Origin of the sequence: Candidatus Nitrospira nitrosa (assembly GCF_001458735.1) — a bacterium.
Taxonomy (GTDB): Bacteria; Nitrospirota; Nitrospiria; order Nitrospirales; family Nitrospiraceae; genus Nitrospira_D; species Nitrospira_D nitrosa.
The window spans coordinates 165,413-188,254 of the sequence record NZ_CZQA01000001.1 but is presented as its reverse complement, the minus strand read 5'-3'; the positions used below and the strand labels follow the sequence as shown (position 1 = coordinate 188,254).

At 55.5% G+C, this 22,842-nt stretch carries 21 protein-coding genes; 18 read left to right on the top strand and 3 right to left on the bottom strand.

All coding sequences use genetic code 11. The annotated features are described in order from the left end of the window. Positions 1-276 precede the first annotated feature (276 nt). The 7 genes from COMA1_RS00925 to COMA1_RS00895 all read left to right on the top strand — a co-directional run bounded on the left by COMA1_RS00925 (position 277) and on the right by COMA1_RS00895 (position 8,175). On the top strand, positions 277-783 hold the full coding sequence (locus COMA1_RS00925) for an NUDIX domain-containing protein (RefSeq protein WP_090742469.1): 507 nt from the start codon (positions 277-279) through the stop codon (positions 781-783). 391 nt (positions 784-1,174) lie between these two features. Beyond that, positions 1,175-1,438, top strand: a complete 264-nt coding sequence (locus COMA1_RS00920) for a hypothetical protein (RefSeq protein ID WP_090742466.1) — start codon at positions 1,175-1,177, stop codon at positions 1,436-1,438. Positions 1,439-2,471: 1,033 nt separating this feature from the next. Continuing rightward, positions 2,472-6,242 carry a GumC domain-containing protein gene (locus tag COMA1_RS00915; protein WP_176697757.1) on the top strand — a complete coding sequence of 1,257 codons (3,771 nt, stop codon included), beginning with the start codon at positions 2,472-2,474 and terminating at the stop codon, positions 6,240-6,242. Between the two features lie 2 nt (positions 6,243-6,244). Further along, on the top strand, positions 6,245-7,075 hold the full coding sequence (locus tag COMA1_RS00910) for a hypothetical protein (protein ID WP_090742460.1): 831 nt from the start codon (positions 6,245-6,247) through the stop codon (positions 7,073-7,075). Positions 7,076-7,146: 71 nt separating this feature from the next. Next, positions 7,147-7,428, top strand: coding sequence for a hypothetical protein (locus COMA1_RS00905; protein ID WP_090742457.1), 282 nt, complete (start codon positions 7,147-7,149; stop codon positions 7,426-7,428). Between the two features lie 76 nt (positions 7,429-7,504). Continuing rightward, entirely contained in the window at positions 7,505-7,777 is a 273-nt protein-coding gene (locus tag COMA1_RS00900; RefSeq protein WP_090742455.1) for a hypothetical protein, read from the top strand. 149 nt (positions 7,778-7,926) lie between these two features. Further along, positions 7,927-8,175, top strand: a complete 249-nt coding sequence (locus COMA1_RS00895; protein ID WP_090742452.1) for a hypothetical protein — start codon at positions 7,927-7,929, stop codon at positions 8,173-8,175. 177 nt (positions 8,176-8,352) lie between these two features. On the opposite strand, the gene COMA1_RS00890 is transcribed toward COMA1_RS00895, so the two are convergent. Next, positions 8,353-10,149 carry an OmpA family protein gene (locus COMA1_RS00890; RefSeq protein WP_090742449.1) on the bottom strand — a complete coding sequence of 599 codons (1,797 nt, stop codon included), beginning with the start codon at positions 10,147-10,149 and terminating at the stop codon, positions 8,353-8,355. A gap of 571 nt (positions 10,150-10,720) precedes the next feature. Here COMA1_RS00890 and COMA1_RS21735 point away from each other — a divergent pair. The 4 genes from COMA1_RS21735 to COMA1_RS00870 all read left to right on the top strand — a co-directional run bounded on the left by COMA1_RS21735 (position 10,721) and on the right by COMA1_RS00870 (position 13,905). Next, a complete protein-coding gene (locus tag COMA1_RS21735; protein WP_090742446.1) occupies positions 10,721-11,755 on the top strand; it encodes an SEL1-like repeat protein in 1,035 nt (344 codons plus the stop codon). A 279-nt stretch (positions 11,756-12,034) separates the two neighbouring features. Next, positions 12,035-12,934 carry a hypothetical protein gene (locus COMA1_RS00880; RefSeq protein ID WP_141654170.1) on the top strand — a complete coding sequence of 300 codons (900 nt, stop codon included), beginning with the start codon at positions 12,035-12,037 and terminating at the stop codon, positions 12,932-12,934. 147 nt (positions 12,935-13,081) lie between these two features. Next, positions 13,082-13,351 carry a hypothetical protein gene (locus COMA1_RS00875; RefSeq protein WP_090742440.1) on the top strand — a complete coding sequence of 90 codons (270 nt, stop codon included), beginning with the start codon at positions 13,082-13,084 and terminating at the stop codon, positions 13,349-13,351. Positions 13,352-13,557: 206 nt separating this feature from the next. Beyond that, a complete protein-coding gene (locus COMA1_RS00870) occupies positions 13,558-13,905 on the top strand; it encodes a DUF3574 domain-containing protein (protein ID WP_141654169.1) in 348 nt (115 codons plus the stop codon). A gap of 819 nt (positions 13,906-14,724) precedes the next feature. Here the strand turns inward: COMA1_RS00870 and COMA1_RS00865 are convergent. Then, entirely contained in the window at positions 14,725-15,174 is a 450-nt protein-coding gene (locus tag COMA1_RS00865; protein ID WP_090742434.1) for an HIT family protein, read from the bottom strand. Beyond that, on the bottom strand, positions 15,150-15,788 hold the full coding sequence (locus COMA1_RS00860) for a hypothetical protein (protein ID WP_090742431.1): 639 nt from the start codon (positions 15,786-15,788) through the stop codon (positions 15,150-15,152). Before COMA1_RS00860 ends, COMA1_RS00865 begins: the two co-directional genes overlap by 25 nt. A gap of 153 nt (positions 15,789-15,941) precedes the next feature. Between COMA1_RS00860 and COMA1_RS00855 the strand changes: the two genes are divergently transcribed. The 7 genes from COMA1_RS00855 to COMA1_RS00825 all read left to right on the top strand — a co-directional run bounded on the left by COMA1_RS00855 (position 15,942) and on the right by COMA1_RS00825 (position 22,831). Next, positions 15,942-16,814 carry an HD-GYP domain-containing protein gene (locus COMA1_RS00855; RefSeq protein ID WP_090742428.1) on the top strand — a complete coding sequence of 291 codons (873 nt, stop codon included), beginning with the start codon at positions 15,942-15,944 and terminating at the stop codon, positions 16,812-16,814. A gap of 9 nt (positions 16,815-16,823) precedes the next feature. After that, on the top strand, positions 16,824-17,246 hold the full coding sequence (locus tag COMA1_RS00850) for a secondary thiamine-phosphate synthase enzyme YjbQ (protein ID WP_090742425.1): 423 nt from the start codon (positions 16,824-16,826) through the stop codon (positions 17,244-17,246). Positions 17,247-17,367: 121 nt separating this feature from the next. Continuing rightward, positions 17,368-18,357 (top strand): S1C family serine protease, encoded by a 990-nt coding sequence (locus COMA1_RS00845; protein WP_245630785.1) that lies wholly within the window; start codon positions 17,368-17,370, stop codon positions 18,355-18,357. Positions 18,358-18,418: 61 nt separating this feature from the next. Continuing rightward, on the top strand, positions 18,419-20,155 hold the full coding sequence (locus COMA1_RS00840; RefSeq protein ID WP_090742419.1) for an AAA family ATPase: 1,737 nt from the start codon (positions 18,419-18,421) through the stop codon (positions 20,153-20,155). A gap of 88 nt (positions 20,156-20,243) precedes the next feature. Continuing rightward, positions 20,244-21,770 (top strand): proteasome accessory factor PafA2 family protein, encoded by a 1,527-nt coding sequence (locus tag COMA1_RS00835; RefSeq protein WP_090742416.1) that lies wholly within the window; start codon positions 20,244-20,246, stop codon positions 21,768-21,770. Next, complete coding sequence (locus COMA1_RS00830; RefSeq protein WP_090742413.1) at positions 21,767-21,961, top strand: ubiquitin-like protein UBact; 195 nt, start codon at positions 21,767-21,769, stop codon at positions 21,959-21,961. Before COMA1_RS00835 ends, COMA1_RS00830 begins: the two co-directional genes overlap by 4 nt. Before the next feature lie 102 nt (positions 21,962-22,063). Further along, positions 22,064-22,831 carry a proteasome subunit alpha gene (locus tag COMA1_RS00825; protein ID WP_090742409.1) on the top strand — a complete coding sequence of 256 codons (768 nt, stop codon included), beginning with the start codon at positions 22,064-22,066 and terminating at the stop codon, positions 22,829-22,831. The last annotated feature ends 11 nt before the right edge of the window (positions 22,832-22,842 follow it).

Genomic DNA, 22,842 nt, shown 5'->3' with positions numbered 1-22,842 from the left:
CTCTACCGGTTCTGGTTTTTGGAACGCAAATAGGTGCGCGGCAACGGATAACATCAAAGAAGTGGAATGTGAGGGGGAGGATTGCGTGAGCTCGTCATCACGGAATGAGCCGGCGTCAGTCGGGACATAGCCCTGAACGGTTGTTCCAGCAAAACTGGCTGGTTGAGAGGCATCGTGAGTCGTCGTGCTTGCGTGCGATACCAGTTATGTGTCACGGGCCGGACACCGGCGTATTGCTGCTCGCTTCTTCGCTGAGAATAGCGTAACGTCCGGCGCATGGCGATTCCTGCGTTCATCAGAGCTCTTCGCGCAAAAATCGGGACCGCGTTGTTGCACGTCCCGACGGTGGCGGTCCTGGCCTATGATGATCAGGGACGGGTGGTGCTCGTCAAGGATAGGGCTTCAGGCTTGTGGGGGGCGCCGAGCGGGATTGTCGACCCTCATGAGTTGCCATCGGATGCGGCGGTGCGGGAAGTATGGGAAGAGGCGGCGGTGTATGTCGAACTTACACAGGTTCTTGGCGTCTTCGCAGGGGAACGGTTTTCCGTGGTCTATCCGAACGGCGATCAGTTGGCAGGGGTGGAGACCGTCTTTGTGGGGCGGGTAATCAGCGGAATGCCGCGAGCCGATCAGGAGGAAACCTCCGACGCCGGCCTCTTTCATCCTGGCGAAATCGAGCATCTTCCTTGTTATCCCCATTTTCTTGAGATTCACCGGGCCGTTGGCCGACGCCCACTGCAACCCTATTTCAAGCCGGCCACCTGGCGTCCACCACAAACGTAAACGGGCTTGAGCGGTGTCGCTGCGTCGTCGAGCGGCTCGTACGGCATGAGGTGAATCCTGTCAGGAATTGGACTCAAACAGGGCGCGAATCATCAAGGGCTTGGATGCCATCGTGCAGTTCCCTTCTGCCCCTCTGCACACCGCAATTTCCGGTGCAGGATTGTTGGAATCCAGCAGGTTGTGGGGTTGAACTCTGGGCCTGCCGGTTGTATGGTGCATTCAGGCTGATCCCCTCAGAGCTCAGATTTCGGGGATGTCATCAACAACAGGCCCGCTGTGTTGTCAGGATCCTGATTGGTGGGTCAGGTTGTTGGGACTGGGGTGAGCCGCGTGTACGTAAAGCAGACATTAGTGCTGTTTCTGTCCACCTTCTCATAAAGGAGCGTATCCCATGGCAGAAGTTACTGAGCAGATTACCAAGGCCCTCGAACATTTCAAGCAGCAGCGCGATGAACTTCAAGTGCAGTTGCATTTGGCGAAGGCGGAAGCCAAGGACGAATGGGCTCGGCTGGAGACTCAGTGGGACGAGATCAAGCCAAAGTTGGAGGCCGCACGGGAGGAAGTGGGGAAAACGGCGGTGTCCGTCGGCGATGCACTGAACCAGGCGATCGAGGAATTGAAGAACGGGTACGAACGGCTACGGAGCCGACTCTAATTCATGACGTTGAAAAAGCCCACCAGCGGTGTTCTTGCCCCGCTGGATGGGCTTTTAGAACATCCTGTGCACACCTTTACAACGGCGATTCTTGATTCCGGGGGCTGAGCAATCACGATTTTCAATCATCGATTCTTGCTCTCCCCCTTGTCCGTATCGTTCATCGTGATCGGTTTACTATCCTCAGAGCCCACGGCTTTGACTCTGTCACCCTACAGTCCTCCGTTGATCAGCACCTGCACGACGTAGTCCGCACGGGGTCGGGAGAGTTCCTGATTGTCCCGAAAGCCCTTTCGATGGTCGGACCGGAACGGGTGTTGTCGGTATGTCCGGCCACCTCGATCCCTTGGTACCTGGATCCGTGCAAGCCGGCGCTGATTTGTCCTAGTAACAAGGTGTCGCCGAGAGGCATCCTCATGCCGCGTGCTGATCTCCCACCCGCCCACTCGTTGTCTGGTAGCGGCCCTTGCACGATAGATGTGAACACACAGTAGGTTGCTCGGATGTTTTGCATTGTAGGTACAGACACATGGTGCGATGCAAGTATAGTTACTTGTGTGCCATAGGTATTGTGCCTGTATTAACTAGTAAAAAGGGGTCCTGCAGATAGGTGCATTCCAATCTTGGTTGGAGTGGGAAATTGGCAGTATAAGTACCCCGCGCTGTGGCCGATTGGTTTCGATGAGCGGTTCTCGATGGCCTTTTCTGGGGGGATAGACGGATTGGTAGACACCTATGGATATCCTCTTGTTTCCACTTGTACCTAAAAAGTGTACGCACAAAATGTGCGGGAAAATATTGTGGTGAGCCTGAATCTGGGGTGAGTGGGCGATACACACGTCCCAAGCCGCAGCCTAAGTGTGTAGGGGCAGCTATGATTCGGCTGAGTTCTATACGAGAGAAGGACTGAATATGATTGGCGCAGCATTCAGGATGCACTGAGGTTTTAATCAGGGTGTCTCTGGGAAGAGGGCTAATCTCATGCAGAAAACATGTTTGTATCAAAAGCAGGGCTGCGATGGGAGATTCAGTCATGGCAGATAAGATGACACCTCTACTGATCGGCCAAAAGGGAGACCTTCCTAAGAAGGAACGCTACACCACCGTCAGCATCACACAGGGGTACACGGAACGGATGTTCAACGGTGTCGCGGGCATGACCACGCGGAAGATCCGCGTCTGCGGCGTGAAGCTGATTTGGGATGAGTACGAAAACACCAACCCCACCGGCAACCCGGATGAGGTGACGACCAAACTCTTCAACTACAGCGGCAGCAACGACATCGAATCGTTGGAGATGTATGCGGACGAAATCATCATCCGGAGTCCGTTAGTCTTTCCGCAAACCGATCTCTGGATCTGCACCCGCAAGCTTGTCTTTGAAGGGAACGGCAGTATCACCACAACTCCGATTCCTCATCCTCCCGCCTACACGACGAAGCGCGACAACAACGGCAGACCCCTGAACGAGCAAGGCCAGATCGAGGCAAAGAACGGCCTCAATGGAGCACGCGGCGGCCATATCATGCTGTGCCTGCCGGAAAGTGCCAATATCGCTGTTCCTGCCTCACCTACGCCGGTGCCACGATTCATCACGGTAGGCGGAAAAGGCCAGGATGCTGAGAGCGGCGGCTATCTGGATTATGTGCCGAAAGAGAATCAACGGAAAAACGCGGGCGACAAAGAGTCTCTCAAGTATTGGGAATCGAAGGATATCGAGTATGTCCTCAAGAATAGCCATCGATTGAACTGGCCTAGTGGATGGAGGGACCTGCTCGACAAGTCCTACTCCGTCATACATGTCAAAGTCGTGATGATGGATGACCTGCTTGGGAAAACTGAGGCGCTTTCGTATGAGAAGGGAGAGCGCGTCTGGCCGGGTGGGGTTCCAGACGCGTTTCCCTCAGGCAAAGCAGGAGACGGTGGTGATGGAGGCATGTTCCGGTGTTTCTGGGCCATGAATGTCGTCGCGGTTGACGGAGCACTGTCGGGTGAGAGCACAGCGCTGTATGTGCAGACCGAAAGCGGTGAACCAGGAATGGCCTCAGCAGTAGCGGCCCGTCGACCACAGGCGACAACCGATTCGAGCAGGCCACCGGCTTTCGTGACCCTCCAAGTCACAGCCCAGAACGAGCTGTTCACGTCCAAAATTCAACCCTCCTATTCGATCGAACGGTGTCCGCTCCCTATCCTTGCAGGCCAGGGGGCTGCCTCTCGTAATGGTCAGAAGGGGCAGCACGGTTCGCGCAAACCATTCTATCAAGAGGTGTATCCGTACCCCTTGCCCGCCTCGCCTGAGAAGCGCAAACAATTACTGGACTGCTACCCCAACGGTTGGCCAAATCATCTCGCCATAGAACCGGCGTTGCAGTATGCGCGCGACGCCTATCTGAACGGGTATCGTGACGAAGCACGTGAAATCCTCACCTGCTACCGCGACGTCATTGAGTGGGTTCCGGAAGACGCGCGCAGTGCGGCGCTGGTTGGGCAGGCGACCGAAATTGCCGCGCTCCTGACGCAACTCAAAGACAATCTCGACTACTACGGCAATCCACCGGGCTGGTTGCCTCGCCTGTCACTGATGTCGAATCTGCAACTGTTCCTCGAAGACCAGAAAAATGCGGTGAGCCTTCTCTATTTTGCCTACAAACTCGAGAAGTCCTGGGCTCAGGTCCAGAACCATGCACAGTTGCTCAAGAGCACCCGCCAAGCGCTGTCTGCCGCCATTGCGCTGGCGAAAACGAATTACAGCGAAGGTCTCGCCTTGCTCGAATCGAGCCGCAAGGAGCTGGCTACCGTGCAGGGACAGGCACAGGAAATCGGCCGCCGGGTCAAAGCGCTGGATGAGACGATCACGAAACAGGCTGTGGACAAGGCAAAGGAACAGGCCATTCTCACCGGGATTTGCGGGATTGCCTCCGGCTTGTGCAAGGTCATTCCCGTCGGCCAACCGTTTCTCGGCGCCGCCAGCGACGCCGTGTTTCAGCCGGTCGCAAACATCGATCTGTCCAACCCGAATGCCGCGGAAGAAGCCTTCAAATTTGCAGGCGGGATCGGCGAAGGCATCACGACCTTCGTGACCAACAACCGAGATGATGTCCTCGCAGCCTCCGACACCTCGTTCACAAAGAAGCTCGAACGGATCGAGGGGAACTTCAACGCCACTGAGGAGGAAATCTCCACAATCAACGGTCAGATCGAAACCGAATTCGATAGCAAGGTCGGCGACTACAAAGCCAACCTGGAAAAAGAGATCGCGACTCTGGAGGAAGAAGCCAAGACCATTACAGACGAAGCCAAGAAAAAACAGAAGAAGGCCAAGGCCCTCTCATTCAAGGAAGAGCTGGCGCTCTACAAGAACCGAAAACTCGATGAAGCAGTAGTACGGCTGCGTCAACAAATTGCCGATGCCGACACCAACGCCCTCACCAAGGCGGAACGAGATGCGAAGGATAGGCTCTTGACGCAGGTGGCCGCCCTTCAGGGAAAAAAAGACGATCTCGCGAAGAACTCTATCGCGCTCAAGCAGAAACAATCGGATCAACAGAAGTTTCTCGGCGAGGCCATGACGCATGCGGCACGCATCGGTCAGGGAGTGAGCACCATGGCCGCCGGTTTGACGAAGCTCGTCGTGCCGGTTGACCGCAACTCGCCGGAAGTACAGGCGATTAAGAACAAGATCGCCGAGAGTGCCCAGTACAAGGCGGAATTTCAGGGGCTGATGGACTCGCTCGACAAGCTCGTGACTCAAAAGGCTCAGCTCTTGGAGGGGGTAGAACGGGCCCAGCATACCTTGTCGGAATCCTGTGCCACCATCTCCAAAAGTCTGCTGCAAAGCGCGGCCATCGGCCGCCAGATGCAGACCATGGGTAACGCTTTGGATCTGGAAGTGAAACTGTACGCGCGCGCGCTCCGGCAGCGCTCGGAGGAGCGCCTGAGAAAGTCGCTGTACCACGTGGTGAAGTCGTACGAATATCACACGTTGAGCCGGGTCCCTCAAGACTTTTTCCAAACCAGCATGATCGAGAAGATCAAGCAACTTGAGGAAGCCAAACTGGCAGCCGGACAGCTGGACCAGACGCTCGCAGAGAACGATTTTAACCAAATCTATGAAACGGTCTTCAAGGCCAAGTTCGCACAACTCGGGCAGAAAATTACCGACGACCTACAACGCGTCAGACCAAGCATGGAAAATCGCTACCTCTGCACGCTGAAACCCGCACAGCTCACGCAGCTCACGGATACCTGGCGATTCACGTTTAGGATCGTCGAGGACTTTGCGAAGACGAGCGGGAATTCAGAGAGCGTGATCGGCGCGCGCATCATCGGCATCGCACTCAAAACACTCGACATTGCCACTACCGACAGAGGCCTCTCGCTGGATGTTGAGTTCACGCACTCAGGCAAACATCTCATCACCGCGCCGGGTGGCTTTCAGTACTTTTTTCAAATCGGCAAGTATCCGATCGAAGCGCAGGACGGATCAAAAACCAAGCAATGGGTCAGCGACCAGCCTATTTCCTGGCGGATGGTCTACAACGCGGCGGCGGGCTCGCAAACGATCACGTTAGATGAGCAGGCCAAAGACGATCAGATCGTGCAGTTCCTGTTGCGTGAATACAAACCAGGAACAGAGAGCGATGCGAAGATGTTGCAGGAACATCGGCCGGGCTTCACCTCCGAGATCACGTTAACGCTGGATGGTGGACTCGACATCACCAATAGCAACTACGCAAAGAAAAAGAGCGCAAAATCGTTCAATGTCAGAGCACTCGAATTCTGGGTCTTCTTCAAGAGGCAATAACCATGATCGTACGCAGCATGCTGGCGGCAGTTGGCTCATTGGCGGTCGTGCTCTTATTCGGGTCAGGTTCAGGGCAAGCTCAAGGCGTGCCCGCCGAAACGGATGTCAAGCCTCCCTTCACCGTACAGTCCTTTTCATCCGTTTACGGAAGCGACGCGCTACCAAGTCCGCTTGGCGGTGGCATGGTCAGCTTGATCGGCGAAGCGGAGTCAAAGACCTTTGGCGTCTCATTCAATGGGACCCTGACCTCTTCAGCGAGCCTGACCGGCAAGGAAAAGCTCGTCGCGTCGCTGTATATCAAATGCGACGGCCAGGCACCCGGAAGTCGCGTTACCGTTGGCACGGTCGACCTGGGTGTGCTCAAACCTGCGCAGCCCGCTCGCGCGGTGATGGCCATCGGAGAGGCCACCGCTTTCGTGCCGCTGGCTAGCATCAAATGCGTGTCGCTTGCGCTCCGAATCGACGAGTCTGACAAAACACCATCCTTCGTCAAGACCTTCACAAAAAATGAGACCGAGATCGCAGAAGACGTCAAAGTCCTGAACTCGACGGTCAGATTAATCGGCGAACCCGATTCCAAGAGTTTCGGCCTTTCGTACTGCGGGACATTGCAGTCTGCGATCGAGTTGAGCGGTGAAGCGACATTGGTCGCTCATCTGTACATGAAATGCGAGAACGATTCACCCGACACAACACGCGCCATCCATGTCGGCACGGCCAAGATGGGCGAGGTCCCGAAAGGGCGAGGTGAGTCGCGCCGGATCATGAGCGCTGATGTCACGGCCTTTGTGCCACTGAGGGAGGTCGAGTGCGTCAAGCTGGGACTGCAGTAGCTGTTGGCAGAGACGATACATCGGACTGAGCTGAAACCTGTCCACTAACCTCACACAGAAAGGAGCCTGATGTGCCCAATCGATTGACGGTCATCCAACTGAAGCAAGGGTCCAGCGCCATTTGTAGCGCGACGGAAGGTGAGGCCAGTACGGATCGGGCCACCGTGAAGCTCACGAAGGGCATCAAATGGACTGTTCCGCAACCGATCGACTGTCTTCAAAAGCAAGTCACACTGACAGCCGTCATCCATGATGCCGGCGTCCCCGAAAAATCGTTCGCCAAACCCATGTACATTTCCGGTATCACCGGAAATGGTACCACTGTCAGGCTCACGGACAAGAAAGAAGGATAAGCACCCCGACTGGGTGGGCGGCTTTACGGACGTGAGCAGAGCGCCCTCTCCGTCACACGACACAAGGAGTGTCAGAATGCCGCTTTCAATCGCAGAGTCCAAAAATAAGACCAAAGTGTTCAATGAGGTCAAAACCAATTGGGACAAACAGGCCGCGAGCAACAACTGGACGGAGGCTACCTTTAAATTCAAGCCACCCAAAGACGACTGGCTGCTCGGACTCAAAACCTTGTCTAAAATCACCGTCGAGGTGAAATGGAATGCCGGATTCAAGGTAAACCTGATCGGCACGGCACAGGATGGTGGCCAGACAAAAGCTACCGTTGGCGAGCTCCCAGGAACCGGGTAAAGAGTGCGTTCATCAATTACGGTATCTGCAGGAAATGGCGCCACTGTCAGGCTGACAGAGCAAATGAAGGGTCACCTTCATGAGCATGGGGTGCCTTCACAGACTTCGCAGTGCACATTCGTTCGTGACACGACAGGAGGAGAAGCGAGATGCCACTGTCAATCGCAGAGTCCAAGGATAAGACCAAAGTATTCAATGAGATCAAAACCAATTGGGCCCCACAGGTTGCGAGTAAGAACTGGACAGAGACCACGTTTAATTTTACTCCTCCGGCAGACCATTGGCTGCTCACACTCAAAACCTTGTCCAAAGTGAAGGTTGATGTGAAGTGGGAGAGCGGATTCAAAGTGTATCTGCTCGGAACTCTGGAGAAGGGGGGGGGCAGCAAGCGAAGATAGTCGTAGGAACTCTGCCTGGAAATGGTTAATTCAGTAGACTCTGCTTCTTACCTGGTTTGTTATGGAGAGGGCAGACTGTAATCCCATTGGCTACTGCACCACTAAATCAGAAACGACAGGAAAAATCTCCGAACGATTTTTCCTGTCGTCTATGGGAGCTATAGTCCTTCCGGTCAGTCACCGCTTGTGTGACCCATCTGGTGGCTTCTTCCCAACTTGGGCTTTCCCCTCACCGATCGTGATTCCTGATTCCGGTGTCTGAGTAATCACGATTTCCAGTCGTCGGTTCTTGCTCTTGCCTCTGTCCGTATCATTCGTCGTGATTGGCTTGCTGTCCCCATAGCCCACCGCCTTCACGCGGTCATTCTGAAGACCCCCGTTGATCAGGATCTGGACGGCATAGTCAGCCCGCGCTCTGGAGAGCTCCAGGTTATCTCGAAAGCCCTTTCGGAGGTCTGATCTGAGCGGGATGTTGTCGGTATGTCCGGCCACCTCGATCCCTTGGTATCTGGATCCGTGCAAGACGGCGCCGATTCGTTCGAGCAAGGAGGTGCCGCCGAGGGTCACTGTGGCGTCACCGGTGGAGAAGAGATCACTATTGGCCAGCGCCAGGGTCAATTTATTGCCTCGCTGCCTCACAGTGACGCTGCCCTTCTTCAGTTCCGGCTGTAACAGACTTGAGAGGCTCTCACTGATTTTGCGCAGGTCGCTATTCCCTAGGAGGGTGAGCGTTTCTTCTTCTTCGGTAGTATCTGCATTGGGCCCGAGTAGGGTGGATGTGGAGAGTGTTTGATCGATCGACTGGAGCGATAGGGCAGGAGGGGGCTCGTCTTGTGCGGGTGCGGTGTCGGTCTGTTTTGAAGCGGTGGTGTTGGCATTGAGTTCAACGTCCACCAGCTGTTGCTTGATGCGAGCGAGTTCGGCTTCTTTCGCCGACAGTTGAGGATTCACATCAGCGAACTTTTGACTGATGTGTTTCAATTCTTCCTTCACCTGCGTCAGTTCTTGTTCCCTCTTCGCCACCAGTTGTTCCGCGTCCGTGGCCCGGCGCTTCGCCTGGGCCAGGTCTTGTTCACGCCCTGATGACGTCAGCTGTTGCTCGACCTCGGCGATCCGACGTCTTGCTTGTGCTAATTCAAGGTCTTTTCCTGCCAACTGTTGTTCGACATCGGTGACGCGGCGTTTAGCCTGAATAACTTCCTGGTCCTTTTTCGTCGTTTGCTGTTCGGCGTCGATGACGTGGCGTTTGACCTGGGTCAGTTCCTGCTCTTTCCCCGCCATTTGTTGTTCGACCTCGACGACGCGACGCTTGGCCTGGTTCAACTCCAGTTCTTTGTTAGCCGTTTGCTGTTCGACTTCGGAGACCCGGCGTTTGATTTGCGTGAGGTCCTGTTCCTTCTTGGCGGTCTGTTGTTCGGCTTCAGCAATACGGCGCTTGGCTTGGGTCAGTTCCTGCCCCTTTGCGGTCGCTGCTATCTGTTGCTCGACTTCGCTTACTCGGCGTTTCGCCTGACTGAGCTCCTCGGTTTGAGCCGCAAGGTCGTCCCGAAATTTCTTGGAATTGTCGATGGCATTCGACCGTAAGGCAGCGAGATCTGTCTCCCTGGCATGCAGCTGAAGCACCAGCTCACCGATGCGTTGCTTGAGCTCCTCGATCTTTTGCTTGGCTGCCTGGAGACTGTTTCTCGCCAGGCTTAATTCCTCTGAGGCCTGGCCGTCTGCCGCGCTTCGCACAGACTCGTCGTCAACTCTGTAGACCTGGGGAGCGGTCGACTGTGGTGAAACGAGTCGCGGTTCACGCCAGGTTCCATAGGATGACACGAGAAGGGAAGATGAAGACAGTTGGAGATGATGTAGCTGAGCCTTTGAGGAGGCAGGCATGGCCGGCGGTTGAGCAGCGGCAACTGAAACCGGCGCCTGTCCGTAGATCAGAGCGATTGCGCCCAGTACAACGGCAGAGAAATTCACAAGCATGATTGACCTACCAAATGGAATACAGTGTGGTGACGACACATGGATCGGCGCCTTAGGCACGCGCCTCCCCGCACGGATGTGGTTATGGACTCCGCTCAGAAATCACAGGCGGCAGGACAGATTGTTTCCCCCCACCCCGTTGGCGGCGCCGTCCCCTCATGACATGACAAAACAGAGCAAGAGGGAAAGAGGATCCTATCGTCTTCCAGATTCACTTTGCAACGGGGGTGTGAGGCGGAATCATTGGGACGGTCTGTGTGGGAGTGGCTGATTGTCACGGTCTGGAAGTGACGAGGTCCATCCCGCTGGGGCCCTCTTTTTGATGCGTCTTGTTCTTGAGGTGGACGATCTGGAATCCGAATGGTGACAACGGGATGTGGCATATGGACGTATGAGTCTTTTTTCGCCGATATTACTGGAACTTATTCATGGGTCAGCCTGCACGGCCTCGAAGGAGTCGCGGTAAGCTGTTGCTCTGTAGTGAGGCACGCGCTCCCGCCTTGAATCTGAATGTGGAATCTCGCTAGACTGCGCCCGCTCACCTTAGTTCTGCTTCTTCGGAGGGTATGCCATGAGGGGTCGCACGTTTTTTCCTGCCTGTATTGTGGTCGGAGTTCTGCTCTTGACCGGGGTGTATCACGCGGACGCAGCCGACCAGCCGCAGCAACTCAAAACTGCCTGTGAGAGGGGTACGCCGGCTGCCTGTAATGGACTTGGGTTGTTGTACATGAAGGGTGAAGGAGTGAAGCAAGACGAGTCACGAGCGGCGGCCATGTTCAGAAAAGCTTGTGACGTCGGTGATCCGAATAGCTGTTCCAACCTCGGGGTGTTGTATGCCGAAGGAACGGGCGTTCCCCAGGACGATGTGCAAGCTGTGGTCTTCTCGAAGAAGGCTTGTGACGGCGGAGATTCACGGGGCTGTTACAACCTTGGGGTGATGTATGCCGAGGGAACAGGCGTTCAACAGGACGATGTGCAGGCGTCCGATTTCACGCGGAAGGCCTGTGATAGCGGAAATATGAAGGGTTGCTACAATCTGGCCGTGATGTATGCCTCCGGAACCGGGGTGCAACAGGATGAGGTGCAGGCGGCCGATCTCTACAAAGCGGTCTGTGAGAGTGGGAATGCGAGAGGGTGCTACAATCTTGCCGCGATGTATGCAGGCGGAGCTGGGATCCAACAGGACGACATTCGAGCCGCCGACTTCTACCGGAAGGCTTGTGACGGCGGAAACGCACGAGGTTGTTACAATCTTGGGGTGATGTACGCCGAAGGGACCGGGGTTCCACAGGACGATTTCCAAGCCGCCGACTTCTACCGAAAGGCCTGTGATGGTGGAAGTGCAAGGGGTTGCTCCAACCTTGGCTCGATGTACGCTGCGGGTAACGGGATAAAGCAAGACGATGTTCGCGCGGCGACTCTCTACCGGAAGGCCTGTGATGATGGCGATGCCAAAGGTTGCATCAATCTCGGGGTGATCTATCAAGTCGGACGGGGTGTCAAATCGGATGACACGGAAGCCCTCAAACATTACGGAAAAGCCTGCGATCTCCGAGAGCAGAAAGGCTGCTCCCTCTATGCCAAGTTGAAGACGGGAAGACGATGAGATGCTGTGCGGTCAAGACGAGCAGCACCATCTTTAGAGGTTCAGCCAAAGCGACGGTCGTGGGTAGAACCTGATCACGTTGTCCAGGTCCTTCATCTGCGTCAGGGTGCCGTGAGATTGTCCGAATAGTTTTCCTGCAACCTATTGGCAAGACGGACACCCTATTACAGTCTCACCTCCGTACAGCCTCACGTGGTATTGGTGTTCGATGATGGCGAGGGACCAACTACTGGATCGAAACAGTGGTTCGAATGCGGCTGATTAGACTGGGAGGGTTGCTTGAGCACAGTTGTAGCTAAGGGGAGCACGATGGTGTTGCAGAGACGCATTATGACGTGGTGTGTGGGCGTGGCGGCATGCTTGTGCTGTGGTCCCGATGTCTTTGCGCATGGGCCTCAAGCGGTCCCTCCTTCCGAGAACTCGGAGATCCGAGCCGTGGTCGAGCAGGATGTTTCCTGGGACACGATTGAGTGGACGGAGCGACGCTATAAGATTGAGGCAGTCGGGTTCAAGGCACGGAATGAAACCGGCTGGGATTGGTGGGGGAGTGATGAGGTGATGGTCGGAACGGAGGACGCGAAAGGCTGGACTGTTTCGGCTGAGCTCAGCAGTGTCGATTCCGGTGAATTTTATTCCTTTGATCCTGTCAGGAGTTGTGTCGTTGCCGTGCGTGCCGGGATTGTCGTCTTGGGGAAGACGTCGGTCTGCGATGAGGCCGGTGAGCCTACTCCACTGAGTTTTGGAGTGGAACTGTGGGAGAAGGATGTTTTTGGGTGGCGGACGGGTTTCTGTAAGGCGTTGCCGCCCGGGAAGGATCTCCATGCGGGGCCCCATTGTGCGGACGATGGAAGCGGTGCGGATTTTATCGGCCGTGCCCGGGTAGATCTTTCCGCGTTGGATCTTGAGGCGGTGTTGCCGAATGTCGGTGATGAACACATCGAGACCGTTGTGTTGAGCCCTTGCCCCAGCGGCGAGGTGTGCAGCGATGCCGATTTGCCGGACTACAGTTTCACGTTTCGCGTCACGCGTGTGCGTGACGCACGGGTCGAGCTGCGCTCGTTACTCGATGAGACCATGCACCGAACGGGTGCGCGTTCTGAATTGGAAGCCATCGTGACCGGTCTGCGCTCCTTGCGCGCGCCGAGTCCTCGACAGGTGGAGCCGAGTCTGCCCAGGTAGGTCGGATGAGCAGCGCGTCCCCCCTTCGCTGGATTGAGGGGTGATGAGTTTCGAGGAGAATGTGACTGCAGCTTTACGGGCTATTGCCATAGACTTGTTCATAAATAATGAGACCAGAGATTGGTTGGATCGCATGGGGGTACCGTTATGATATTCAGACGACCAGAGCTGGAAAAGGACAATCCAATCGCTCCAGAGCCTTATGTCGGACCGCGTCGTCGTCTCGCTATGGCCCGTGCAGTGGCAGCGGGGAAATCTGCGGAGCCTGGTGATGTGAGGGAGACGTTGCAGGTTTTGGCGAAGGCAGCCGCTCAGGTGGTGAAACGTCTCTCCCACCAGGGGAAAGCCGACAAGGATCTGCAGACGCTCCGAGAAGCCATTGCCCAAGCTGAGCGAACACTATCGAAGTCAGAATAGTTTGGGTGGCCCATGAGCTGAGGGTTTGAGGTCTCACAAGGAGTAGACGGCAGGCTGTCCTGAGTAGAGCTCGGTTTTCAACAAGAGTGGTGGTGTCTCTGGATCAATCGAGTCAGAGCCGTGAGAGAAAGCCGGGCGTCCAGTGGAAAACCGGTTGGAGTTTCTTCGGCGCTCTCCTTTGGGTCGTACTCTCGGGCTGCGAGACGATGAACGGGTTGTCTTGCGGTGGTGGCGGGCAGCGCGCAGTCCAAGAGTCGGTGTATTTCGGAACCGATACGCCGTCTGGTTCAGTTACGTCGGAAGCCTGGGCGCAATTTCTTAGCGAAACCGTGACTCCGCGTTTTCCTCATGGGCTGTCAGCTTGGCAAGCGTCTGGCCAGTGGCAAGCAGCCTCAGGACGGATCATTTACGAACCCTCGTATGTGCTGAGTCTGATACATCCCGATAATGACCAACAGAACAAGGCGGTTCATGAAATTATCGCGTCCTACAAGACGCGCTTTCGGCAAGAAGCTGTGCTCCGTGTGACGACTCCAGTCTGTACCTCTCGCTAACAAATCCTGAAAAAAGCTGTCAGCGGTGTTCTTGCATCGCTCAGAGACTCAATGTACAGCCCAGAGTACGCGTCGCCTCATGTATACATTCCTGCGCTGGTAACAGAATGGCTACAAGGGAGTACGATGCGATCCATCTGGATCAGGACATGAGCATGTGTCCCCCAGCTTTTTGCTTTCTCTGATAGAGCCATATTTCTCATCGCCTCCCCTTGACAGATACGGAATCACGCTCCTGGAAAAGAGAACGTCATCCCCAGAAAACTTTGCAACCTGTGGATATCTCGTCAGCATGCTGGGAATAATATGGGAAACAGCATAATTAAGTGGATAACTCAGGACGATTTTTCTAGGAATATGTAAGAAGCGCAAGAACATCTCATTGAACCACTATTCCTAGTGGTTTGAATGTCGAGATGCAGATGCCTAAATAGTAGGCACTTTGATAGATTCGCACGTTTTTAGTGCTATTTTTGCAATGGAATCTGGTTTGCTCACAAGCTTATCCACAGAAGATGGGGAGTATGGACGTTCATCCTGTAGCAGTCTGTTAACACAGTCGCCAGCGGCCTTCTCGCGTCGTTCAGAGGCACAACGTGTGGGGCAGGGTCTGATTCGCCTCTTCGCTCGCTGCGGCCTTTCTGAACAGCCTACGAGGCAGCTGATTCTGCTCAGCAACCATACGCGTACAGATTGCTTTCAGGCAGCCAAGGATTGTCAACAGACTACTCGATAGGGACAACGCTACGAGCGATTGTGGGATTGTCGGTAATCGGCTCGCCCTCGGTGTTCCTGAGCAACAGCGATGAATGGTTTGGGTCACTCCTGCTCTCGAAGAGCGGATCGAACACGATCGATCGTGTGTTGAAGCGTCGACCCTGTGAGAAGGACAGGGGTACGAGGTACTCGCCACACCGGTTCCAGCGGGGCTGGATCATTCGTCAATCGGGGAATTACATGCCAATGGATATGGGGGAGTTGATTCCCTAAGAGTTCATAGTTGATCTTTTTCGCGTGGTAGATCTCAGATAAGGCGCTCGCGACGCGGCTGACTTCTTCGATCAGTTGCATACGTTCAGGCGGCCTCAAGTGGAACAGTTCAGTGATATGCCGCTGAAAGACCAGCACCGTCCATCCGGGGAAGAACTGGTCCTCGTGCAAGTAGGCCTTGGACAATCCAAGGTCTATCAGAAAATGGTCTGGGCGGGGCCACGTTCCAGTACAGGCCTTACAACTCGAATCGCTTACGGCTTGGTGGCCTTCTTCCATTCTTCTTCCGTCAAGACGCCTTTCTTGATCAGCAACTGAATCAGCATATCGATGGTCTTACGGTTGGCGGCTGCGGCAGCTTCCGGAGGAGCAATGGCAGAGGTTGAGCCTCCCGGACGCTTTGCGTCGGGCAGTACCCGTTTTTGTCCAAAGACCTTAAACGACGGAGTGAATACCGCGACATAGTCTCTATTTCTGATGCGTATGCTGGCAGGCAGGCTGTCCGATTGTGGAGTAAGATCCGGTGCGGACCCCGACGGGATATGAAAGTAGGGTTTCCCATCACTAGTCTGGCCGTCTTGGTCCAGCACCTCGAATCGCTTGAGGAATGATTCTCCCGTCAGCGCCTCGTGGTCCTCACCTGCGAGGTTCGTGATCTTATCGAGGACGATCATCAGCGAATCGCCGGTGATCGAATCCGGTGAAAGGTTTCTGACAGTGATGTCGTAGCGGTACTCACTGGAGAAGTTATCTCGGTTTTTCAATGTCACCAGAACCTGGACTCGTCCGGTGAGATCAGTCAGCTGATCCGGGGAAGCGCCGAAGGTGTCCAGTGGTGCCGTTACCATGAGGGCCATAGCAATGAGCCCGCCGCGTCGTAACCAATTCGTCATCCTGGGACCGCTCACTGGTGAGTGTGATTCGAGCATAGCAGACCAGAAAGCATTGAGCGAGCCGATTCCTCTTAGAAGTCGCCTTGACAGTTTCTTCTTCCTGACGATATTCTCGCCCGCATTCCCGTTATCCTGTGAGTTTGTCTATTACGTATGGCACGGTCAGCTCCCTCCCGATTACAGACGCCTGAGATTTCACGCTCGCTCGTAAAGGCCTTCATGGCCCTGTACGACTATCCTCATCCTCTTGACCGTGATCGGATCATCCGTGGCTACGACCGACCCCATGCTGTGCGGACGGCCAAGATGTGTGTGGCGGTCGCAGTACGCTTGGGACATCCTGCTGACCGGGTCCGGCTGTATCATGTGGCCTGTCTGCTGCATGACCTCGGGCGTGCAGGTCTGGACCGACGACTCTTTGGCACGATCTGGTCGTGGGCCAAGCAGCGGGGCATTCCCACAAGACCGCGTGAATGGCGAGCCGTTCATCCAACGACGCGATATGGTCGTGAGACTGAGGCGTTCGTGTCGCGCTATCGAAAAGATCTTGCGGCTGCGGGTGTGATCCTGGACCCATGGGCGATCGAGCAGGTTGAGATGAGGTTAGGATACGCCAGGCGCCTGGCGAGACGATTGCGGGCGGTGAAGCCGACCTTTGCGAAGCTAGGGGTGAGCTGGCAACCATGGATGCAACAGGTGATGCTGTACTACTACTATCCAGAACGGTTAGCCAAAGCACGATCATGGGTAAAACAATTGGCGGAAGTCCTTGTCGCCTGTGAACAATTTGAGGCCTATAGTAACCAGCGTCGAGGGCGTGATTATTATGCCAGGAGCAAAGAGAGCCTGGCGGAGGCTTTTGCATATCTGGGTAAGCTGAAACAAGAGGGGATACTCAGTGGCGAAGTCCTGGAGGCTGTGCGAGGCTTGACGGCTGAAGGGGCTTTTGACTCGATTCTTGAGGCAGCGCGAGGTGAACCGCTGACTCGACATGAGCGCCGGTACCTTCGCAATCTTACCGTCTAGGAGTGTCTGATGGCCGTCCATACTGTGACGTTGACGATTCAAATGGCAGGGGGGACTCAGATCGAAAATGTGACCAAGTCCGTCGTCGCTGCCGTGGCCGAGGCGAAGTTTCAGGCGGGAATTGTGACGGTCTTCGTGAAACATACCACCGCATCCGTGATGATCATTGAGGATGAGCCGGGGATCCGCGCGGACACCCACACGTTTTGGGATCGCCTCATCCCGGCAGATGCCCGATTGCGACATAATACGGTCAATCCGGGAGAAGACAATGGTCATAGTCACCTTCGGGGGCAACTCCAGGGGCCTTCCGTGACGATTCCGTTTGCTGCGGGGACCCTGTTGCTTGGAATCTGGCAACAAATCGTGCTCGTAGATTTTGATACACGTGCGCGAGCACGTGAGCTGGTTCTACAGGTGTTGGGTGAGTAACTCACTCAGCGGTCTCACGTTCCTCCTTTTCACCACTATACTGAGTTCAACGGCTTCTGCAGCAGACTGGGGGAAGCCGCTGGGAGCCAACCATGACGGTCCTGAAGGCAGGCCGCGCTCTGTGACGCCTGCATCCCCGGAGCTTGGTGCCGATGAGCGAACCACGATCACGGTCTTTGAGCGAGCGACGAAGTCCGTGGTGTTTATTGCCAATACCGCTATCCAGCAGGACATTTGGTCCCTGAACGTCATGGAAGTGCCGCAGGGATCGGGGTCCGGGTTTATTTGGAGCAAGCAAGGGCACATTGTGACGAACTTTCATGTCATCTATGGGGCTGATGCGATCAAGGTGACCTTGGCAGATCGGAGCGAACATCAGGCTAAGTTGGTTGGGGCCGATCCCGATCACGATCTGGCGGTGCTTCAAATACAAGTTTCGGACGGCCAGTTGGATCCGATGGCGATCGGCTCCTCCCATGATTTGCGGGTCGGACAAAAAGTGCTGGCGATCGGCAATCCATTCGGGCTTGACCATACCCTGACGACGGGCGTCGTCAGCGCCTTGGGCCGGACCATTAAGTCAATGTCTAATCGAACGATTGAAGGGGTGGTTCAGACGGACGCCGCGATCAATCCGGGCAACTCTGGTGGGCCCTTGCTCGATAGTGCCGGGCGGTTGATTGGTGTCAATACGCAGATTGTGAGTCCGAGCGGAGCCTATGCCGGTATTGGGTTTGCGGTTCCGGTTGATACCGTCAATCGTATCGTTCCTGAACTCATCAAGCATGGGAAGCTCATTCGTCCTGGACTGGGGGTCTCGCTCGTACCGGATGCGATGGCAAAGCGATGGGGAATCAAAGGGGTCATCATCGGTAAGGTGACTCGTGGTGGGCCCGCGGACCGCGCCGGCCTCAAGGGGGCTCGCGAAACGATGATGGGACAGATTCAACTCGGCGATGTTCTTGTCTCGGTCGCAGGGAAAGCCGTGACCACCATTGACGATCTCATGGATGCGATGGAAGAGCACAAGATCGGTGACCACGTTACAGTGGAGATCCTCCGTGGCAACCGGCGCGAAAAGGTGCCGGTGACGCTTCAGGCCGTCAACTAGCAAGACGGCAATTCATCACATCGGTATGGTAGGATCAGCCAGCTGGGGTGAAGGTATATGTATGAGTGATCACGGCTCTTTTGACCAAGAGACAAGGAATGATCGAAGCGATGAGCCATCGCTGAAGATCGGGACGGATCCGCTCGAGTTGATTGAACAGTGTCTGGCCACCTTTTCAGACGGTGATCCTCGGCAAAAGCTGCTGTACAAGCTGCGGCATGCCGTGATGTTGTCTCAAACCGCTTCTCAGCAACGTGAGGTGGAGTTCAAGAAGGTGAGCGAGGTCGTGGCCAAGCTCACGGCTCCAGCCAACCGGATCGGCACTTTACTTGAAATTCCGGCTCCGGGTCTCGCCCGTATCGTCGTCGGTGGGGCGGAGTATTATGCCAACGTGGATCCTCGCGTGGCTGATGACGATCTGCGGATCGGCACCCAGATCCTGGTCAATGAAGCCTATGCGGTCATTCGGACGCTGGGGTACGATCGGAACGGGCCCATTTTGAAACTGGCCGAAACGTTACCGGACGGTCGGTTGCGGTTTGAGCAGGATATGGGCCGGCAGTCGTTGATTTTGCAACGTTCGACGGATTTGGTCGGTGCCGATCTTAAGGCAGGGGACCACATTCGAATCGACCCCAGTCTCCGCGTTGCCCTTGAGAAGCTTGTGGACCAGAAGGCCGGCCGGCATGTCCTAGATGAAGCACCCACAGTGACATGGGACCAGATCGGGGGACAGAACGAGGCGATCACTGCAATCCGTAAGGCGATTGAATATCCTCTATTGCATGCGGAGACGTTCGAACGGTTCAAGTTTTCTCAACCGAAGGGGTTTTTGCTCTACGGACCACCCGGGTGCGGGAAGACGCTGATCGGGCAAGCTGCTGCCGGTAGCTTAGCCAAGCGGCTCAGTGAATCGCAGCAAGGACAGGCGCCTGACATGGATAAGCGCCCGCCCGTCACAAGCGGGGCATTTCTTCATGTCAAAGGGCCAGAAATCCTCAATATGTGGCTTGGGGAGTCAGAGCGGATGGTCCGTGATCTCTTTGAGCAGGCGCGAGCTCGACGAAAGGAAGGGGCTCTGCCGTTCATCTTTATCGACGAGGCGGAGTCAATTTTAGGGACGCGGCGTGCTATGCGTTCCTTCAACATCTCCAACACGCTCGTTCCGATGTTTTGCAGCGAAATGGATGGGATCGAGTCGTTGCGGGACGTCGTCATCATTTTGGCCTCCAACCGACCGGACCTGATTGATCCGGCCGTGTTGCGTCCCGGTCGAATCGATCGGAAAATTAAAGTGAGCCGGCCGAACAAGGCTGCCGCAGCCGAGATTTTGAAAGTCTATTTGACGTCGGATCTTCCACTCGACCCCACGTTGGTAAAGGACCGCGGGGGTGAGCCAGCGCAGGCGGTGGTGGCGCTTGTCGAAGACATTATTGAGGCGATCTTCCGTCGAACGGAGGAAACCCGTCTCCTCTCGATCAGACTGAGAAGTGGTCAGAGTACGGTGCTGTACCGCGGCGATCTTGTCAGTGGGGCAATCCTGGCGTCGATCGTTCAACGGGCGAAGGAAAAGGCGATCGATCGTACGGTTCAGTCCGGGCTGCCGGCGGGATTGCTGGAGGAGGATCTCCGGGTAGCCGTGTCCGAGGAATTTCGAGAGGGTGACATGTTGCCGCCGGACGATGCCGCCGAGGAATGGCTGAAATTGCTTGACCATCATCCGGAGCAGGTGGTCGGTATTTCGTCCTTCAGGCGAGGCCGTCAGGCCGAAGAACGGCTCACCAGTCAGATCATCTAAGGATGTGAAAGGTCAGAAGCTGATTGCTTAGGCGCTATGATCGAGTCTGACCGTCGCTTCAGGTTGTCCTTTTTACTTCTCACTCACTATGCGTCTTTTTGGAATTGAGACCGAGTACGGTATCACGCGCGATGATGTGCCGGACATGGATCCGGTGGTCGAATCAATGGAACTCGTGCGTGCTCATCTGGCAGCCTCTTTCGAGCGGCGGTGGGACTATGCCGGTGAGGATCCGCATGAGGATGCGCGCGGCTTCCGAGTCTCGGGCTTGCAACAGGATAAAGAGGAGGATGAGTTCGCACGCCGCGATGCCCATCGCCCCTTTTCGTTCCATGACATGAAAAGCGACCTCGTCTTGCCGAACGGTGCGCGATTCTACAACGACCATACGCATCCAGAGTACTCCACACCTGAATGTCGAACGCTTCGCGATCTGGTAGCGCATGATCGTGCGGGAGAACGGATCGTGCACCGTGCCGCCCAGCGGCGCAACCGGCTTTTGGGAGGAGCTCACCTGCGCCTGTACAAAAACAATACTGACTTCCACGGCCACAGTTACGGGTGTCATGACAACTATCTTGTTCCGCGCTCGATACCCTTTCCTGCGCTGGCAGCAGGCCTTCTTCCGTTTCTGGTCAGCCGACAGGTCATTGCCGGGGCAGGGAAGGTGGGAATCGAGGCGCAGGAATCCGGATGGGTTCCTGGCGCCTATCAGCTCTCGCAACGTGCAGATTTCATGGAGACGGAGCTGGGGGTCGATACGATGCACAATCGGCCCATCCTCAATACCAGAGATGAGCCTCATGCCGACCGGCGAAAGTATCGCCGTCTGCATCTGATTATCGGCGATGCCAACATGTGTGAGTATGCGACGGCGCTCAAGATTGGGACGACCAGGCTGGTGCTTGATCTCATTGAGCGAGGGGCGCTGCCTCCCCTGGAGGTGGAGCAACCGGTGGTGGCCGTCAAACAAGTCTCGCGTGATCCGGAGATGAAAACAATGATTCGGCTGAAGGATGGCCGAAAGGTTTCGGCGTTGGAGCTTCAGGCGCACTATTGCGAGATAGCACGTCGTGAGCTAGCCGGATCAGACGAGGAGTCAGATTGGCTCTTGAGTGAGTGGGCTGAGACGTTGCATACATTGTCGGAGGACCGCTCACGGTTAGTGGGGAAACTTGATTGGGTGACCAAACTGTGGCTGATCGAGACCTTCATGCGGGAGGAACGCATCGGCTGGGATGACCCCTGGTTGGCGAGCCTGGACTTGGAGTATCACAACGTCAACCCCGAGCAGGGGCTCTATCTTGGACTGGAGGCAGAGGGAAAAGCCTGGCGGTTGACCACTGAGGATGGAATCGAAGAGGCGCTTCGGAGCGGGCCACAGGATACTCGTGGCGGGGTGCGCGGGTTGTGTGTGCAGCGGTTTTCTGAGCAGATTCAGTCGATGCAATGGGAACAGATACAATTCAGAGGGAGCATCCGTTCTCAGCACCTCAATATGGGAGATCTCTTTGACCCGAAGGAAGTCCGACGATGCGTCGATATTTTCCAACAGGCGCGCTCGCCTGCTGATGCATTGGCTGTGTGGGACCACAGAAAGGAAATACAGACATGATCCAGAGCCTTATGCCGGAGAGACGAGAGAGGCCAGGAGATCCCATGCCGAAATCCCCCAGCCCCCTGGAAGAAGGAGGGGGGCCACGCCGCCCAGAAACCGGGTCACCCGATAAAGATAGTTTGCTCAAGCGGATGCGCAGAGTCGACCCCAAGCAGGCAGAGCGATATCGGCAGCGGACAGGGGAGTGATTGTGAAACGTAATCAGTGAGATGTGAAAGGTAGAAGATGGTCTCTGGAATATCGACCAGACTTCTTTCATATTTTACGCCTCACGTTTACCGAGGTTAAGTATGCAGGGTGATTTTTATCAGATACTGAAGGAACAGGGGTACGCATTGGGAGTGCCGGGACAGTCCGGAGCGGGGCAACCCCTGACCACCGCTACGACGATTCTTGCCTTCAAATATCGCGATGGGGTGCTGGTGGCTGGAGATCGTCGAGCGACAGCCGGCAACATGGTCATGTATGACCGAACTGACAAGGTCTTAGAGATCGATCGACATTGCGTCATGGCGATTGCCGGGGTTCCTGCCACCGCGTATGAGATGGCGCGCGTTCTGGAACACTCCTTTAAGTATTATCGGCGGACACAGCTGCAGGAACTTAGCTTCGAGGGCAAGCTTCGAGCCCTATCCAAACTGCTCAAGGAAAATGTTCCGGCAGCCTTGGCAGGGACGGGGGCCGTTGTCCCGATCTTTGCCGGATACGATGCCGACCAAGAGGCCGCAAAGATTTACTTCTACGATATCCTTGGCGCGGAGTTTGAGGGAGTAGAGTATGCGGTGTCTGGTTCTGGTTCGCCAACTATTCGAGGTATCCTTCACTATGTAAATACATGGGGTGAGCAACCTCTGAGTACGATGTCTCAAGAGCAGGCGTCTATTCAAGCATTGCGGCTGTTAACATGTGCCGCAGAATTCGATAGTGCGACCGGTGGGGTGAATCGGGAGGCTGGGCTGTATCCGGTTGTGAAATTGATCACAGCCGAGGGTGTGACGGCAATGGCTGATCCATCTCTCCGATCCTTGTTTGAGTCAAACGTATCGAAAGGCGTGTAAGGTCGTTCACG